The sequence below is a fragment of the Streptomyces sp. NPDC048637 genome, assembly GCF_040650675.1.
Lineage (GTDB): Bacteria > Actinomycetota > Actinomycetes > Streptomycetales > Streptomycetaceae > Streptomyces.
On record NZ_JBEZHQ010000051.1, the window covers coordinates 1 to 17,113 of the forward strand.

14 protein-coding genes and 1 pseudogene are annotated in these 17,113 nt (G+C 71.9%); 4 read left to right on the forward strand and 11 right to left on the reverse strand.

The annotated features are described in order from the left end of the window. Positions 1-145: 145 nt before the first annotated feature. From AB0C46_RS36700 to AB0C46_RS36740, 9 genes are all read right to left on the reverse strand, one after another. The gene (locus AB0C46_RS36700) at positions 146-769 is read right to left on the reverse strand and encodes a TetR/AcrR family transcriptional regulator (RefSeq protein ID WP_362833399.1); all 624 of its coding nucleotides are present in this window, start codon (positions 767-769) and stop codon (positions 146-148) included. Next, on the reverse strand, positions 757-1,527 hold the full coding sequence (locus tag AB0C46_RS36705) for an enoyl-CoA hydratase family protein (protein ID WP_362833400.1): 771 nt from the start codon (positions 1,525-1,527) through the stop codon (positions 757-759). Before AB0C46_RS36705 ends, AB0C46_RS36700 begins: the two co-directional genes overlap by 13 nt. Then, complete coding sequence (locus AB0C46_RS36710) at positions 1,524-3,113, reverse strand: 4-coumarate--CoA ligase family protein (RefSeq protein ID WP_362833401.1); 1,590 nt, start codon at positions 3,111-3,113, stop codon at positions 1,524-1,526. The genes AB0C46_RS36705 and AB0C46_RS36710 overlap by 4 nt, the downstream gene beginning before the upstream one ends. A 108-nt stretch (positions 3,114-3,221) precedes the next feature. Continuing rightward, positions 3,222-4,397, reverse strand: coding sequence for an acyl-CoA dehydrogenase family protein (locus AB0C46_RS36715; RefSeq protein WP_362833403.1), 1,176 nt, complete (start codon positions 4,395-4,397; stop codon positions 3,222-3,224). A gap of 80 nt (positions 4,398-4,477) precedes the next feature. After that, the gene (locus AB0C46_RS36720) at positions 4,478-6,436 is read right to left on the reverse strand and encodes a biotin carboxylase N-terminal domain-containing protein (protein ID WP_362833405.1); all 1,959 of its coding nucleotides are present in this window, start codon (positions 6,434-6,436) and stop codon (positions 4,478-4,480) included. A 7-nt stretch (positions 6,437-6,443) separates the two neighbouring features. Continuing rightward, complete coding sequence (locus AB0C46_RS36725) at positions 6,444-8,042, reverse strand: carboxyl transferase domain-containing protein (RefSeq protein ID WP_362833407.1); 1,599 nt, start codon at positions 8,040-8,042, stop codon at positions 6,444-6,446. Further along, complete coding sequence (locus AB0C46_RS36730; protein WP_362833469.1) at positions 8,039-9,742, reverse strand: acyclic terpene utilization AtuA family protein; 1,704 nt, start codon at positions 9,740-9,742, stop codon at positions 8,039-8,041. The genes AB0C46_RS36725 and AB0C46_RS36730 overlap by 4 nt, the downstream gene beginning before the upstream one ends. A gap of 77 nt (positions 9,743-9,819) precedes the next feature. Then, positions 9,820-10,623 (reverse strand): TIGR03084 family metal-binding protein, encoded by an 804-nt coding sequence (locus AB0C46_RS36735; protein ID WP_362833408.1) that lies wholly within the window; start codon positions 10,621-10,623, stop codon positions 9,820-9,822. 619 nt (positions 10,624-11,242) lie between these two features. Further along, positions 11,243-12,130, reverse strand: coding sequence for an EamA family transporter (locus tag AB0C46_RS36740; protein WP_362833470.1), 888 nt, complete (start codon positions 12,128-12,130; stop codon positions 11,243-11,245). Between the two features lie 189 nt (positions 12,131-12,319). Between AB0C46_RS36740 and AB0C46_RS36745 the strand changes: the two genes are divergently transcribed. After that, positions 12,320-13,204 carry a LysR family transcriptional regulator gene (locus AB0C46_RS36745; RefSeq protein ID WP_362833410.1) on the forward strand — a complete coding sequence of 295 codons (885 nt, stop codon included), beginning with the start codon at positions 12,320-12,322 and terminating at the stop codon, positions 13,202-13,204. Positions 13,205-13,653: 449 nt separating this feature from the next. After that, the gene (locus AB0C46_RS36750; RefSeq protein WP_362833411.1) at positions 13,654-14,136 is read left to right on the forward strand and encodes a nuclear transport factor 2 family protein; all 483 of its coding nucleotides are present in this window, start codon (positions 13,654-13,656) and stop codon (positions 14,134-14,136) included. 172 nt (positions 14,137-14,308) lie between these two features. Here AB0C46_RS36750 and AB0C46_RS36755 read toward each other — a convergent pair whose 3' ends face one another. Then, entirely contained in the window at positions 14,309-14,716 is a 408-nt protein-coding gene (locus AB0C46_RS36755; RefSeq protein ID WP_362833412.1) for a hypothetical protein, read from the reverse strand. A gap of 358 nt (positions 14,717-15,074) precedes the next feature. Beyond that, complete coding sequence (locus tag AB0C46_RS36760) at positions 15,075-15,212, reverse strand: hypothetical protein (RefSeq protein WP_362833413.1); 138 nt, start codon at positions 15,210-15,212, stop codon at positions 15,075-15,077. Between the two features lie 247 nt (positions 15,213-15,459). Here AB0C46_RS36760 and AB0C46_RS36765 point away from each other — a divergent pair. Further along, positions 15,460-16,211 (forward strand): annotated as a pseudogene (locus tag AB0C46_RS36765) (DUF6879 family protein). A gap of 13 nt (positions 16,212-16,224) precedes the next feature. Further along, positions 16,225-17,076, forward strand: a complete 852-nt coding sequence (locus tag AB0C46_RS36770; RefSeq protein ID WP_362833414.1) for a helix-turn-helix transcriptional regulator — start codon at positions 16,225-16,227, stop codon at positions 17,074-17,076. Positions 17,077-17,113 lie beyond the last annotated feature (37 nt).

The window sequence follows — 17,113 nt, forward strand, 5'->3', positions numbered from 1 at the left end:
GTGTGGACGTAAAGCGAAGCAGTCCACACACCAGGCCCCGGAGGCCCGTCACCGCACCCACAGCCCCGCGCAGCGGACCCCGCCCGCCGCAGGCGCAACGGCGAGGTCCCAGACGGCGGGACGGCCGAAAACGTGGGAAGGCCCCCTACCGTCTCAAGAGGTCGTCGATGATCTTGGACCATTCTTCGACGACCTTGGCCCGGCGGGCCGAGTCGTCCGTCAGGAGGTTGGCGAGGCCGAGGCCCCGGGCCATGTCGAGGAGGCCCTGGACGGTTTCCCGTACGCCGGGGGCCGATTCGTCGGCGTCCAGGAGTGCAACGGCCGTGCGGTGGGCCTCGCGGCCGACGCGGGCCTCCAGGGCCGTGACACGTTCGCGCAGCTGCTCCTCGTCGGAGGCGGCCACCCACAGGTGCAACGCGGCGCGGAACAGCGGGCCCGTATAGAGGCCGACGAGCTCCTCGACGATGATCCAGGTGCGGGCGACGGAGCCGGCCGGCGGCAGGTTGTGGGCGACTGCCTTGACGGCGCTCTGGCGTTTTTCCGCGACGTGTTCGACGGCAGCCGTGAAGAGGTCTTCGCGGGTGCGGAAGTGGTGCTGGGCGGCGCCGCGGGAGACGCCGGCCCGCTCGGCGACCACCGCGACCGTGCTGCCGCTCCAGCCGCGTTCGGCCAGGCAGGAGACCGCGGCCTCCAGCAGTTTGAGGCGGGTGGCGCGGCTGCGTTCCTGCTGGGGCTGTTTGGGGCCGCGGGCGGGGGTCAGCGCGCCCATGCCGGGGCCCGTCGTTCCAGGAAGGCGGTCATGCCCTCGCGGGCCTCGGCGGAGCCGAAGAGCCGCGCGGACTGTTCGGCGAGCGCCTCGGTGTCGCGGTCGAAGGCGGCCAGCACCTCGGCCGTGACCAGCTTCTTCGACTCCGCCAGACCCTGGGGGGAGCCCTTGCGCAGCCCGTCCAGCAGGGGTGCGAGGCCGGTGTCGACGTCGTCGGCCGCGAGGGTGACCAGGCCGATCCTGGCCGCCTCCGCCGCGCTGAATTTCTCGCCGGTCAGGTAGTAGCGGCCGGCGGCGCGCGGGTCGAGCCGGGGCAGCAGCGGCAGCGAGATGACGGCGGGGGCGAGGCCCAGCCGGGCCTCGGTGAAGGCGAAGGTGGCGTCGGGTCCGGCCGCGGAGATGTCGCAGGCGCCGAGCAGGCCCAGGCCGCCGGCCCGGACGTGTCCGGTGACCCGGGCGACGACGGGTTTGGGCAGCGCCACGAGGGCGCGCAGCAGCCGGGCCAGGCCCAGCGGGCCGTCCTTCGCGGTGCCCGAGGTGGCCTCGGCGAGGTCCGCGCCGGCGCAGAAGGTGCCGCCGGTGTGGGTGAGGACGACAGCGCGGGTGTCGTCGTCGGCCGCGGCGTCCGCGAGTGCCTGGTGCAGTTCGGCGACCAGGCGGGTGGAGAGGGCGTTGCGGTTGTGCGGGGAGTCCAGGGTGAGGGTGGTGATGCCGCGGTCGTGGGAGCGCGGGACCAGGGTCGTGGCGGATGCGTCGGTCATCGGGGCGTCGAACTCCTTTCCCTGGCGCGCAGTTCGCGCCGCAGGATCTTTCCGGTGGTGGCGCGCGGCACGCTGTCCAGGAATTCCACGCGGCGCACTTTCTTGTAGGGGGCGACCTGATCGGCAACGTACGCGATGACCTCGTCCTCGCTCAGCCGGGCCCCCCGCTGCCGGACCACGAATGCCTTGGGCACCTCGTTGCCGTTCGCGTCCACGACGCCGATGACCGCCGCGTCGGCGATGGCGTCGTGGCCGAGGAGCAGCGCTTCGAGATCGGCGGGGGCGACCTGGTAGCCCTTGTACTTGATCAACTCCTTGACGCGGTCGACGACATACAGCCAGCCGTCGACGTCCGCCCGTCCGATGTCGCCGGTGTGCAGCCAGCCCTCGGGGTCGATCATCGCGTCCGTTTCGGCGGGCCGTCCCAGATAGCCCTTCATGACCTGGGGGCCGCGGATCAGGATCTCGCCGCTCTCCCCCGGCGGCACATCCTCGCCGGTCTCCAGGGACACCAGGCGCATCTCGGTGTTGGGGATCAGCTTGCCGACGGCGCCGGGTGGCGGGCTGGGCGCGTCGAGGGGCACGACGTGGGTGCCGGGCGAGAGTTCGGTCATCCCGTAGGCCTGCAGTACCGGCGGCAGGCCGAGCCGCCGGGAGCAGGCCGCCGCCAGCTCGGCGTCCAGGGGTGCCGCCGCGGAGACGAGATAGCGCAGGGAGGAGAGGTCGTAGTCGGCGACCAGGGGGTGTTTGGCGAGGGCGAGCACGATCGGGGGTGCGACATAGACGGCCGTGATGCGGTGTTCCTCGATGGCGGCGAGGAATTGCCGCAGGTCGAAGCGGGGCAGTACGACGACGGTGGCGCCGTTGCGCAGCGGGGCGTTCATCAGGGCGGTCAGCCCGTAGATGTGGAAGAAGGGGAGCACGGCCAGTACCCGGTCGTCGGGGCCGTTGGTGACCAGCGGGGTGAGCTGGGCCAGGTTGGTGGCGATGCTGCGGTGGGTGAGCATCACGCCCTTGGGGGTTCCGGTGGTGCCGGAGGAGTAGGGCAGTGCGGCCAGGTCGTCGGCGGGGTCGAGGGTGACGGACGGTTCGGGGTCGGTGCAGGTGAGGAGGTCCTGGACGGAGCGGTGGCCCGCGGCCCGGTCGCAGACGAGGATCTCGGCGATACCGCCGGTCTGCTGTGCGGCGGCGCGGGCGGTGTCCAGCAGCGCCGACACGGTCACGATCCAGCGGGCCCCTGAGTCCTGGAGCTGTGTGGTGAACTCGCCCTCGGTGGCGAGCGGATGGACGGTGGTGACCGCCGCCCCGCAGCGCGAGGCGGCATAGAAGACGACGGGAAACAGCACGCTGTTCGGGCTGTGCAGGGCCAGTACGTCGCCCTTGCGGACCCCGGCCGCCGCGAGGGCGGCCGCGAGCCGGCGGCTGAAGCGGTCCAGCTCGGTGTAGCTGAGGGCGGTGCCGTCGAGGCCGTCGATCAGGGCGGGCCGTTCGCCGTACTCCGCCGCCCGCCCGAGGACGGCCTCGTGGATCGGCAGCTCTACGGGCGTGACGTCGGCGTACTCGCTGTGGAAGACGTGGAACACCATGCCTGGGCCTTTCCCTTCGATGGTGGGTGCGGCGGGGCGGTGCGGGGGCGGGCCCGCCCGGTCCGCCGGAGGCGGCGGCCGCCGGCCGGTACGGGCAGCATGGCGTGCTCAGTACGACTTGGGCAGCCCGAGGGACTGGTGCGAGACAAAGTTGAGGATCATTTCGCGGCTGACCGGCGCGATCCTCGCCACCCGGGCGGCGGTGATCATCGAGGCGAGGCCGTACTCCTGGGTGAGGCCGTTGCCGCCGAGGGTGTGAACGGCCTGGTCGACGGCGTGGACCGCGGCCTCGGCCGCCGCGTACTTGGCCATGTTGGCGGCCTCGCCCGCACCCATATCGTCGCCCGCGTCGTAGAGATGCGCCGCCTTCTGCATCATCAACCGGGCGAGTTCCAGCTCGATATGGGCCTGGGCAAGCGGGTGGGCGAGGGCCTGGTGGGTGCCGATGGGCTCCTTCCACACCTGGCGGGTACGGGCGTAGTCGACGGCCCGGTCGAGAGCGTGGCGGCCCATCCCGAGGGCGAAGGCGGCGGTCATGATCCGCTCCGGGTTGAGCCCGGCGAACAGCTGCAGCAGCCCGGCGTCCTCGTCACCGACCAGCGCCTCGGCGGGCAGCCGTACGTCATCCAGGGTCAGTTCGAACTGCTTCTCCGGGGCGGAGAGTTCCATCGCGATCGGGGTGTGGCCGAAGCCGGGGGTGTCGCGCGGGACGATGAACAGGCAGGGCTTGAGGCGGCCGGTCCTCGCGTCCTCGGTGCGGCCGACGATCAGGGTCGCGTCGGCGATGTCGACGCCCGAGATGAACACCTTGCGGCCGTTGAGGACCCAGTCCGTCCCGTCCCTGCAGGCGGTGGTCGTGATGCGGTGCGAGTTGGATCCGGCGTCCGGTTCGGTGATGCCGAAGGCCATCTTGCGGGAGCCGTCGGCCAGGCCCGGGAGCCAGGTCCGCTTCTGTTCCTCGGTGCCGAACCGGGCGAGGACCGTGCCGCAGATGGCGGGCGAGACGACCAGCATCAGCAGTGGGCAGCCGGCGGCGCCCAGCTCCTCCAGGACGAGGGAGAGTTCGACGATGCCGCCGCCTCCGCCGCCGTACTCCTCGGGGAGGTTCACGCCGAGGTAGCCGAGCCCGGCGGCCTCCGCCCAGAGTTCATCGGTGTGTCCGCCCTCGGCCACGACACGGGTGAAGTAGGCGCGGCCGTAGCGCTTGCCGAGTGCGGCGACGGCTTCGCGCAGGGCGCGGTGTTCCTCGGTCTCGATCACAGGGTTGCTCATGGCACTGCTCATGACGGCTCCTTGTGTGCGGTGGGTGAGGTGCGGGTGAGGTGCGGGTGATGCGCGTACGGAGGGAAGCCGGGCGGCCGGGATCAGCCCGCGTCCGCCACGGTCTCCCCGGCCGCGCCCGTCTCGGCGACGACGGCCAGCAGCGCCCCCACCTCGACCTGCTGTCCGGGGCGGACCGGCAGTGCGGTGAGGGTCCCGGCGGCCGGAGCGGTGATCTTGTGTTCCATCTTCATCGCCTCCAGCCACAGCAGCGGTTGGCCGGCCTCGACCGGGTCGCCCTCGGTGAGGCCCGCCGCGATCCGTACGACCGTGCCGGGCATCGGCGCCAGCAGGGAGCCGGGCTCCGTACGGGCGGTGGGGTCGGGGAAGCGGGGCAGCGCGGTGAACGCGTAGGAGGCGGGCGCGGGGGCGCCCCCGCCAGGCGCGGGGGGCGCGTCGACATGGACCCGGTCGCCGTAGCGGGCGACCGCGAACTGCCGTCGCAGACCGTCGACTTCGAGCACCACCTCGTCCGGTCCGAGGGCGAGCAGCCGTACGTCCGGGAAGTCCTCGGCCGACAGCCCGTCCCGGCCGAGCCGGTAGCGGATCGGGTACGTGCTGCCCGCGCAGGTGTAGGTCTTGGTCTGCGGCCCGGAGGGGACGTTGCGGAAGCCCCCGAAGCGGGAGCGGCCGTGGGCGTCGGCGAGGGCCGCGGCGAGCGCGAAGACCGCCGCCCCGTCGGCGCCGGCGCTGGTCAGTTCGCCGAGGTGGCGGTCGTAGAAGCCGGTGTCCAGCGCGCCGGGGTCGGTGAACTCCGGGTGGCGCAGGGACCGTACGAGCAGTTCGCGGTTGGTGACGGGGCCGTGGACGCGGGCCCGCTCCAGGGCGCCCGCCAGCTTCCGCACGGCCTCGTCCCGGCTCGGCGCCCAGGCGATGACCTTGGCCAGCATCGGGTCGTAGTGGACGCCGATGGTGTCGCCGTCGGTCACGCCGGAGTCCAGCCGGACGCCGTCGGGCAGCGCCAGCCGGTGCAGGGTGCCGGTCTGCGGCTGCCAGCCGGCCGCCGGGTCCTCCGCGTAGAGCCGCGCCTCCACGGCGTGCCCGTGGGGCCGCGGCGGTTCGGTGTCCAGGGGGCGGCCCTCGGCGATGCTCAGCTGGAGGGCGACCAGGTCGAGGCGGTAAACGGCCTCGGTGACCGGGTGTTCGACCTGGAGGCGGGTGTTCATCTCCAGGAAGTACGCCCGTCCGGTGCGGTCGACCAGGAACTCCACGGTGCCCGCGCCGCGGTAGCCGATGGCGCGGGCGGCCTGTTCCGCGGCCCGGTGCAGGGTGGCCCGCAGTTCCCCGGACAGCCCGGGGGCCGGGGCCTCCTCGATGACCTTCTGGTGGCGGCGCTGGAGGGAGCAGTCGCGGGTACCGAGGGCCCAGACCGCCCCGTGCCCGTCGGCGAGGATCTGCACCTCGACATGGCGCCCGCCGACGACATACGGCTCGACGAACACCTCGCCGTCGCCGAACGCGGACGCCGCCTCGGCCGCCGCCGCCTTCAACTCCCCTTCGAGTGCGGCCAGTTCACCGACCATCCGCATGCCGCGGCCGCCGCCGCCCGCCGCCGCCTTCACCAGCAGCGGCAGATCGGCCTCGGTGGCCCGCCCGGGGTCGACGGGGGCCAGCAGCGGCACCCCGGCCTCGGCCATCAGCTCCTTGGCCCGCGTCTTGGAGGCCATGGCCTCGATGGCGGCGGGTGGCGGCCCGATCCAGGCCAGGCCCGCGTCGGCCACCGCCGCGGCGAAGGCGGCGTTCTCGGAGAGGAAGCCGTAGCCGGGGTGGATCGCGTCGGCTCCGGCGGTCTGCGCGGCCCGCACCAGCAGGTCGCCGCGCAGATAGGTGTCGGCCGGGGCGTCGCCCGGGAGCCGTACGGCGGCGTCGGCCTCCCGTACGTGCGGGGCGCCGGCATCCGCGTCCGAGTGCACGGCGACGGTGGAGATGCCCAGTTCACGGCAGGTGCGGAAGACCCGCCGGGCTATTTCGCCGCGGTTGGCGACGAGTACGGATCGGATCACTTCTGCCTCACATCCGGAAGATGCCGAAGCCGCCCCGCGCGCCCTCGACGGGGGCGTTGTGGAGGGCGGACAGACACAGGCCGAGGACGGTTCGGGTGTCGCGCGGGTCGATGACGCCGTCGTCGTAGAGCCGCCCGGACAGGAACATCGGCAGCGACTCCGACTCGATCTGCTGCTCGACCATCGCGCGCAGCCCGGCGTCGGCCTCGTCGTCGTACGGCTGCCCCTTGGCCGCCGCCGACGCGCGGGCGACGATCGAGAGCACCCCGGCCAGCTGCTGCGGTCCCATCACGGCGGACTTGGCGCTCGGCCAGGCGAACAGGAAACGGGGGTCGAAGGCGCGGCCGCACATGCCGTAGTGGCCGGCGCCGTACGAGGCGCCCATGAGGACGGACAGGTGCGGGACCTTCGAGTTCGACACCGCGTTGATCATCATCGCGCCATGTTTGATGATGCCGCCCTGCTCGTACTCCTTGCCGACCATGTAGCCGGTGGTGTTGTGGAGGAAGAGCAGCGGGATGTCACGCTGGTTGGCCAGCTGGATGAACTGTGCGGCCTTCTGGGACTCCGCGCTGAAGAGCACGCCCTGGGCGTTGGCGAGGATGCCGACCGGATAGCCGTGCAGCTCGGCCCAGCCGGTCGTCAGGCTCGGCCCGTAGAGCGGTTTGAACTCGTCGAAGTCCGAGCCGTCCACGATCCGGGCGATGACCTCGCGCGGGTCGAACGGCGCCTTGAGGTCGCCGGGGACGATGCCGAGCAGTTCGTCCTCGTCGTACTTCGGCGGGGCGGCCGGGCCCGGATCGGGGTGCGCCTTGCGCCAGTTGAGGCGGGCGACCACCCGCCGGGCCTGGCGCAGCGCATCCGGCTCATCGACCGCGAAATGGTCCGCGAGCCCGGAGGTGCGGGCATGCATCTCGGCGCCGCCCAGCGACTCGTCGTCGCTCTCCTCGCCGGTCGCCATCTTCACCAGCGGCGGCCCGCCCAGGAACACCTTCGCGCGCTCCTTGACCATGATCACGTGGTCGGACATCCCCGGGACATACGCGCCGCCCGCGGTCGAGTTGCCGAAGACCACGGCGACGGTCGGGATACCGGCCGCGGACAGCCGGGTGAGGTCCTTGAACAGCGCCCCGCCCGGGATGAAGATCTCCTTCTGGCTGGGCAGATCGGCGCCGCCGGACTCGACGAGCGAGATCACCGGCAGCCGGTTGGCGAAGGCGATCTCGTTGGCCCGCAGCGCCTTCTTCAGCGTCCAGGGGTTGCTGGCGCCGCCGCGCACCGTCGGATCGTTGGCGGTGATCAGGCACTCCACGCCCGCGACGGTGCCGATGCCGGTGACCAGCGAGGCGCCGACCTGATAGTCGCTGCCCCAGGCCGCGAGCGGCGACAGCTCCAGGAACGGCGTATCGGGGTCGACGAGCAGCTCGATCCGCTCCCGGGCGAGCAGTTTGCCGCGCCCCCGGTGCCGGGCGACGTACTTCTCCCCGCCGCCCGCGGTCGCCTTGGTGTGTTCGGCCTCGATCTCCGCCAGCTTCGCGAGCATCGCCGTACGACGCTCCGCGTACTCGGCGCCCGACGGGTCGAGCCCGGTTCCGAGCACGGTCACCACAACACCTCCGGTATGTCCATGTGCCGCGAGCGCAGCCACTCCCCCACGGCCTTCGCCTGGGGGTCGAACCGGGCCTGCGCGGCGACGCCCTCGCCGAGCAGCCCGTCGACGACGAAGTTGAGCGCCCGCAGATTCGGCAGTACGTGCCGGTCGACCGGCAGCTCGGCGGTCTCGGGCAGCAGTTCCCGGAACCGCTCGACGGTCAGCTCATGTGCCAGCCAGCGCCAGGCCTGGTCGCTGCGGGCCCACACCCCGACGTTCGCCGAGCCGCCCTTGTCGCCGCTGCGGGCTCCGGCGACCCGGCCGAGGGGCCCTGGCCGGGTGGCCCCGGCGGGCAGCGGCCTGGGGAGCGGCGGGTCGGCCAGCCTCACCAACTCCCTTGTTTTGGCGGCGGGTTGACTGCTGATACGGGTGCCATCCGCCAGCACGGCGAGGTGCGGCACCCCGGCCGCGTCCACCGCCACCGCCTCGAAAACCCCGTACGGGGTGCCCTTGCCGGGCGGTGCGGTGACATGGAAGCCCGGGTAGCTGGCCAGCGCCAGCTCGACCGCGGCGCCGCTGACCACCCGGCCCACCGCGTCCTGGTCGGCGTCCCGCACCACCAGCCGCAGCAGTGCGCTCGCCTCCTCCTGGACCTCCGCGTCGTCCCGGTCGGTGCGGGCCAGCGTCCAGCGCACCTCGGCCGGGCGGTGCTCCGCCGCGTCGAGGGCCGCCTCCATCTGCCGTCGCACCAGCACGGCCTTGGCCGTCACATCCAGCCCGGTCAGGACGAAGGTGACCTCGTTGCGCCAGCCGCCGAGGCGGGTCAGCCCGGTCTTGAGGGTCGGCGGCGGCGCCTCGCCCCGCACCCCGTCGATCCGGACCCGGTCCGGCGCCTCCTCCGTCAGCCGCACGGTGTCCAGCCGCGCCGTCACATCCGGCCCGGCGTAGCGGGCCCCGGCCGTCTCGTACAGCAGCTGGGCGGTGACCGTGCCGGTGGTGACCGCGCCACCGGTCCCCGGGTGTTTGGTGATCACCGAGCTGCCGTCGGCGGCGATCTCGGCGAGCGGGAAGCCGGGCCGCAGCAGATCGTGGTCACCGAAGAAGGAGTAGTTGCCGCCGGTGGCCTGGGTGCCGCATTCGAGGACATGCCCGGCGACCACCGCCCCGGCCAGCTGGTCCAGGTCCTCGGGCCGCCAGCCGAAGTGGGCCTGGGCCGCACCGCTGACCAGCGCGGCATCGGTGACCCGCCCGGTCACCACCACATCGGCACCGGCCCGCAGACACGCGGCGATGCCCCCGCCGCCCAGGTAGGCATTGGCGGTCAGCACCCCCTCGCCCCACCCTCCGCGTGCCAGCAGATCATCGCCTTCCACATGCGCCACACGCACGGGCACGCCGACCCTGTCCGCCAACTCCCGTACGGCGTCGGCGAGTCCGGCCGGGTTCAGCCCGCCCGCGTTGGCGACGATCCGCACCCCGCGGTCGGCGGCCAGCCCGAGACCGTCCTCCAGCTGCCGCAGAAAGGTCCGGGCGTATCCGCGGGTGGGGTCCTTCAGCCGGTCCCGGCCGAGGATCAGCATGGTCAGCTCGGCGAGATAGTCGCCGGTCAGTACGTCCAGCGGGCCGCCGGTGAGCATCTCGCGCAGTGCGTCGAAGCGGTCGCCGTAGAAGCCGGAGGCATTGCCGATGCGGAGGACGGCGGGGTCGGCGCCTATGGGGCGCAGGGGGTGTATGGGGTGTATGGCGTGTATGGGGCCGGTGTCGTCTGCGAGGTCTGCGGTGTGGCCGTCGCTCATGAGGTGGCGGCCCTCCCGGACGGCTCCCGGCCCTTCCCCGGCGGGCCCGCGAAGGCCTGCGCGATCTCCAGCCACCGCTCCGCGTCCACCCCTTCGGCCCGTACGGACGGCAGATCGGCCCGGTGCGCCCGCTGGGTCACCAGCAGACAGAACTCCAGCGCCGTACCGGTCACCCGCTGTGCGGCATCCGGCGGCCCGTACTCCCACACCGTGCCGTCAGGCGCCCGCAGCTCGACCCGGAACTCCTCCTCGGGCGGGGTGAGTTGATGTGTCGCATAGGCGAAGTCGCGGGTCCGGACCCCGATCCGGGCGATATGCCGCAGCCGGGTGGTGGGAAGCCGGACGACACCCAGTGCGTCGGCGATGTCCTGCCCGTGCGCCCAGGTCTCCATCAGCCGCGCGGTGGCCATCGAGGCCACACTCATCGGCGGGCCGTACCAGGGCAGTTTCCCGCCCGTGGGCCGCTCCGCCAGCGCGCGGTGCAGCGCCTCCCGCCCCGCCCGCCACTGCGCGAGCAGCTCGGCGGGCGGCGTCCGCGCACCGGTCTCGGCGGCCTCGTCGACGAAGGTGAGCGGTGCGGCGAGCGCCTCCTGTGCGGCCCGCGCGAACCCCTCCGGGTCGGTGGCCGAGAGCAGCGCCTGCTGGTCCGTCCAGGCCAGATGGGCGATCTGGTGATTGATGGTCCAGCCCTCGGCGGGCGTCGGGTCCGCCCAGCGCTCGGCCGGCAGCCCGGCGACCAGCGCGTCCAGCTCCTCGCTCTCCGCCCTGAGATCCGCCAGTACGGCGCCGGGATCGGACACGCGACACTCCCCTCATCCACCCAACTGCCATGACAGCGGGGTGCGTTGACAAACGGCGACGGCCGCGGCGGAGCGCTGCGGCCGTACGGGTGCGGTGTGGTGCGGGTGCGCTCCGAGCGTGGCAGCGCGGCCGGAAACAATCAAGCACGCCTGCATGATTTTCTGGTCAGGGAATGCCGTTGAGAGATTCCCGCCGGCTCGCCTCCTGGCGGTCGGCAGCCGGTGCCGCAGCCGGCAAGGGGCCTGTGACGTCGGGGATTCGTCTTGCCGTTGAGCATGCCGGGGGGCCGGTCCGCCCCCGGACCCGGCATCTTGATCTTCCGTCCAACCGGCCTGATGTCACCGCCCGAGGCGGCGCATGACGCCGTCGGTGTGGCCTCCGTTCGCCCGGCCTGCCCCGGCGGGATGGCAGCGGGGCCTGGCGGGACGGCGGCGGGGCCGGAGGGGCGGCGGCGGGGCCTGGCGGACGGCAGCGGGCCCGGCGGGATTGCGGCGGGGCCCGTCGGGACGGCAGCGGGCGCGGCGGGACGGCAGCGGGCGGGGCGGGATTGCGGCGGGGCTCGGCGGGACGGCGGTCCGACCCCGCCGAGGTCGCCTCAGCCGTACGGGCGCGCCCGGCTCAGTGCGGACCCGCCCCCGCGCTCCGTACCGCCCCCACACTCGCGATCACGACCAGCCCGATCGCCAGCACCTCGGCCCAGCCCAGTGCCTGGTGCAGGACGAGGAATCCGGCGGTGGCCGCGGCGGCCGGCTCCAGGCTCATCATCACCGCGAAACCGGAGGCCGGGAGCTTGCGCAGGGCGAGCAGTTCCAGGGTGTAGGGCAGGACGGACGACATCAGGGCGACCGCGGCGCCCAGCCCCAGCGTGACCGGGTTCAGCAGTGCGGAGCCCGCACTGACGATGCCGACCGGCAGGCTGAGCAGCGCCGCGACGGTCATCGCCAGTGCCAGTCCGTCCGCCTGCGGGAAGCGCTGCCCCGTACGGGCGGAGAGCAGGATGTAGGCGGCCCACAGCCCGCCGGCCGCCAGCGCGAGCGCCGCTCCGACGAGATTGAGCCCGTCGAACCCCTCACGCCCCAGCAACACCACGCCCCCCAGGGCCAGCACCGCCCACAGCAGGCTCAGCAGCCTGCGGGAGGTCGCCACCGACAGGATCAGCGGGCCGAGGAACTCCAGGGTGACCGCGGCGCCCAGCGGAATGCGGTCGATCGCCTCGTAGAAGAGCGAGTTCATGCTGGCCAGTGCGACGCCGAAGGCCACCACCGTGGCCCAGTCGCCCCGCGAATGCCCACGCACCTTGGGACGGCAGACGATCAGCAGCACCAGCGAGGCGACGACCAGCCGTAGCGTGACCACGCCCAGCGCCCCGGCCCGCGGGAAGAGCAGCACCGCCACCGACGCGCCGAACTGCAGCGAGACGATCCCGCCGATGACCAGCGCCACCGACCCGATCCGCCCACGCGCACCCGCCGCACCGGCGGTCCCGGCCTGTGCCTCCGCCGTCAGCACCTCGGGCGAGGACGGTATGGGATGCGGCAGCCCGCCGTGATCGGCGGGCACGGTGTGGACGGGAGGGGTGGGGCTGGCGGGGGTCCCGCCATCGGGGCTCTCGGGCGAAGCATTCACGCCACCACGCTACGGCCCGCCCTTCCGGTCCGTGAAATGCCTTTTCCCCTGTTGTTATGCTCCGCACGCATGAGCATCGAGCTCCGGCATTTCCGCTGCTTTCTCGCCATCGCCGACACCCTGAGCATCACCCGCGCCGCCGAGCGGCTGCATCTGACCCAGCCCGCCGTCTCCCGCACCCTGCGCCAGCTGGAGCAGGCCCTGGGCGTCCGCCTCGTCGACCGTTCCACCCATCACCTCGCGCTCACCCCGGACGGGCTGTCCTTCCGCGACCGGGCCGCGGTCGCGGTGACCGCCTTCGACCTGGCGCTCGGCTACGCCCGGCACACCGTTTGGCCGCTGCGCCTGGGCCATGCCTGGGCAGGCGCCGGTACGGACACCACCGCGCTGCTCCGCCGCTGGCACGAGGAGCACCCGGCGACCCCGCTCGAACTCCTCCGGATCGACGACCGCACGGCCGGTCTTGCCCGTGGCGAGGTGGACGCGGCCCTGCTGCGCGGCGAGGTCCGCGCCCCGGGCCTGATCACCGAGCGGCTCACCACCGAGCCCCGAGTGGCCGGGCTGCCCGCCGATGACCCGCTCGCCCGCCGCACCACCCTCTCCCTCGCCGACCTGGCCGACCGCACCATCGCCGTCAACACCGTCTCCGGGATCACCACCCTCGACCTGTGGCCGCCCGCGGCCCGCCCCGCGTCCACGATCACCATCGGCAACACCGACGACTGGCTGGCCGCCATCACCGGCGGCCGCGCCGTGGGCGTCACCACCTCCGCCACCGCCGATATGCACCCCCACCCGGCCATGGCCTACGTCCCCCTCACCGACGCCCCACCCGTCCCCGTCGTCATCGCCTGGCGCGACGGCCCGGGGCACCCGCGGATCCCGGACCTGATCAGGCTGGCCCATGAGGTCATGGGCCGGACGACGGGCGGAGCGCCACCGGACCGGAGCTGAGGCGGGGCCCCGGCGGCACTGCCCCGACCGCCCTGCCCCGGCCCCCCTGTCTCGGCCGTCCTGCCCCGGCGCCCCGGCCCCGGCCTTCGGTACCTGAAGGCCGAACAGGGCGTGTGTGGCGTGCTGTTCACGAGGTTGCGGAAGGGGGAGGGGGAAGGGGAGGGGAAGGGGAAGGGCGGGCCGGCGCCGGCCTTCCGCCCGGCCGGTGAGCTGTCCGCCAAGGGACGGTAGCCGGACGCCGGTGTGCGGTGCCCGGGTGTGCGGTACCCGGCCTCGCCCCGCCCTGGATGAGTGGCCGCCGACGGCACAGAGTTGCTGCACCCGGCGCACCCGGCCGACACAAACGATTCCCGTCGCCGGCCGCCGCCGTTGTCCGTCCCCCCACAGATATCCGTCCCCCTCAGATGTCCGTCCCCCCACAGATGTCCGTCCCCCTCAAAGGAGCGCCTGTGTCCGCCTCCCCCGGCAACGACGACAACCTCGCACAACGCCTGCAGCGCCTGGAGGACAAGGAGTCGCTGCGTGCGCTGCTGATCCACGGCTGGCGGGCGCTGGACCGCAAGGAGTGGCGCACCTGGATCGAGTACTGGGCAGAGGACGCGGTCCTGGAGTTCGGTCCGTGGGAACGGATCCACGGCCGGGAGGCGATCCTGGACAAGGTCATCGAGGCCGAGGCGCCGTACACCCGCATGCAGCACCACATCCTCAACCTGGACTTCGAGGTGCGGGGCGACCGGGCGACCGGCATCGGCTACATGTGGTTCGTGGCCGTCGCCGACCCCGGGGCGACCGCTTCGCCCTATGCCATGGGCGGCCCCTACGACTGGGAGTTCACCAGGGACACCAGCGGCTGGCGCCTGACCCGCCAACGGCTCGGTGTCTGGTGGACCACGGGCGAGGACGCCTTCCACGCGTTCACCAGGGCTGACTAGGACTTGTCCGGCCGATCACGTGACTGAGCCACCGGCTGCGCATTGGCTCACGCGGCGGACGGCCGCCCGGCCTCGACGGCAGGGCGGCCTCGACGGCAGGACGGCCTCGACAGCAGGGCGGCCTCGACGACAGTGCGCCCTCGACGGCAGGACGGATCAGCTCCGCAGCGGGCTACGCCAGCGGGCAGGCGAGATCAGGACGCACCCGGTGCGGACTGCACGCAATCAGGTTCACCGAGAGGAACCGTCCCCCGCTCACCCACCAGCCCCCGACCCGGTCCTCACCGGCGGCCAGCGCCCGCACGGTCTCCTCGTACAACGGCTTCGGCGGGTACGAGCCGACGAAGAGGCTGCCGTAGTGGGCGAGTTGGGCGTCGTACCAGTCGGCCGCCTCCTTCGGTTCCTCGAACGTCGCCTCGATCCGGGCGGCCGGCTTCAGCAGCCAGTCCGCACACTCCAGCGGCATCACCTGCGCGGACGCAAACTCCTTGTGACCCGGCCGCCGATGAGCGTCCCCCGGCTTGACGAGAACGTCACCGCTGCCGAGCCAGACGTAGGCGTGGTGATGGGGTCCGGTCATCGCTCTCCCTGGGGACGCTCATTTGCGAACGCTGCACATGAACTGCTCCGAATGGGCGACCCACGCCCCGGTCGAGGGACGGGGGCCGCCTGATCCGCGGACTACTGGCGACCGCAGCCTTGCCCGTCGCCGCAGCCTCCGTTGGGGTTGCCCCCCTGGCTGTCGTCCTCGTCGCCGCCGCACTTGACCGGATCGAGGCGGTATCGCATGGTCATCTCCTCGGGTGCTGAGTCGCCGCGCGGTCGGTCCGCGCGTCGTCGTGCACTTGCGAGGGCCCCTTGCGGGCCCGCCCGCTCCGGCCGTGTCCTGCCAGGGAATGGCGGCCGGGGCGGGAGTTCTCAGGGCTGCCCGCTCCCGTCTACGGCTCCGCCGGGTGCGTCATCCGGTGCCGGACAATCAGGACGTTGACGTCGGTCACCTTGCTGAGATCCCGATCCGCTTCGGCCTGCTTCCGGCTGCGCTCCAGGTCTTCGCACTGGGGGCACCTACGCGTCATGGACGCGCTCGTGGGAGTGCTCATTCGGTCGCCTCGACGGGTTCCGCCACGGCTCCGTGTGTTGGTGCGGTCATGAGCAGGAGGTTAGGAAGCGGGAGAAATCGCCGCCACGCAATGTTCTCCAATGTTCTCGGAGAATGGCCGAATGTTCTCGTCTGTTCTCACACGTGCGAGTGCAAGCTGTGGTGCGGGGCCCCGAGGCGCGGTGATGCTGGAGGCTCGGACCTTCACCACGAGGGAGACGGCCATGACGCGACGACTGCGCTTCAGGGGCACGGACAGCAAGCAAGGCGGCTGCCCCGCTCTGCACGAGGACCTGGAAACGGGCGAGATCATCGTCCAGGGAGCGCCGCTCAGCGACGCCTTAGACCTTGAACAGCTCCAACACTTCAGTCCGGGGGATTCGGCGGTCGTCGTGCCTCGCGAACTGCTCGTGGACTGGGGCCCGAAGGAGATCGATCGCGTGCCTGAAATCATCGGTCAGGAGGAATTCCGCAAGCTCTACGAAGCCTTCGAGCATTCGGCATGGCACCTCGAATCCCGCCGTGGTTACGCCTCGGACAGGAGGACGAGGATCACCGGAATTTCCTCGATACAGGCACCGTGACGTGGGACCTGGATGACGCATGGTGCACGAACATCCGCGCGCAGACGGCGACCGGCAAGCACATCGGCCGGGTGCGCATCGTCGACAGCCCTCCGATGAGCGGTCAGCTTTACCTGCTCGGCTACTCGCAGTGCAATGCCGCCACGGGCGAGGACGTACGCAATCTGCGGCGCGCCGACGCCGAACGCCTGCACCTTCCCGCCGAAGATTTCTGGATCTTTGACTCCCGGTTGGTCGCCCTGCTGAACTTCGACGACGCCGACGCCCTCTTGAGCGTCGAGCTGATCACCGAACCGGCTGAGGTCGTCCGGTACTGCCAGGTGCGTGACGCCGCATGGCAGCACGCCATCCCGTACGAGACGTTCGCGGCGGAGGTGTCTGCCGCAGAGTAGTGAGTGTGGACCGGTGAGCACCGACTACCAGCAAGCCAGGATCGCCCTTGGGGCCAGGCTCCGAGAACTACGGGAATCCTGCCCGACGGGCAAGCTCACCGGTCCGCAGCTGGCCGCCCGCCTCGGCTGCGTCCACTCCAAGATTTACAAGCTGGAGAACGGAAATCAGACGGCCACCGGCGAAGACGTGCGAGCGTGGGCCGAGGCGACAGGCCATCCGGAGGCTACGGCCGAACTACTCGCCCACCTGGCGGGGTTCGAATCCCACATCCGTTCGTGGCGTCGGCAATTGGCGTCCGGTCACCTTCCGGTGCAACAGACCTGGAACGCGGAAGTAGCACGGTCCAAGGTCCTTCGCATATGGGAAGAGGCCATCATCGCAGGCATGTTGCAGACCGCCGATTACGCGCGCCACGTCTTCATCCGTTACGCGGAATTCCAGCAATCGAAGCCGGATGCAGACGAAGCAGTGAAAGCAAGGATGAAGCGACAGGAATGGCTTTACCAATCGGGAAAGAAGCTCCACGTCCTGATGTGGGAAGCGGCCCTCCACACCCTCATCTGCCCACCCTCCGTACTCGCTGCCCAGCTCGACCGACTCGTCGGAGTCATCGGCATGGACAGCATCTCGCTGGGCATCGTCCCCCTCGGGGCACCCCTGAAGCTCGCCCCGGCCAACGGATTCTGCGTCCTGGACGACCGGCTGGCGATCACTGAGGACTGGCACGCGGAGCTGTGGCTGGACGACGCTCACAACATCGCCACCTACTTGAAGGTCTGGAACACGCTCCGGGAGTCTGCCGTCTACGGCACCGAGGCGCAGAACGTCATACACAGGGCCCGCCGAGCCCTCAACACACGCTGATTCCATGCAATTCAGAGAACTCGCTCACGGCTGAATG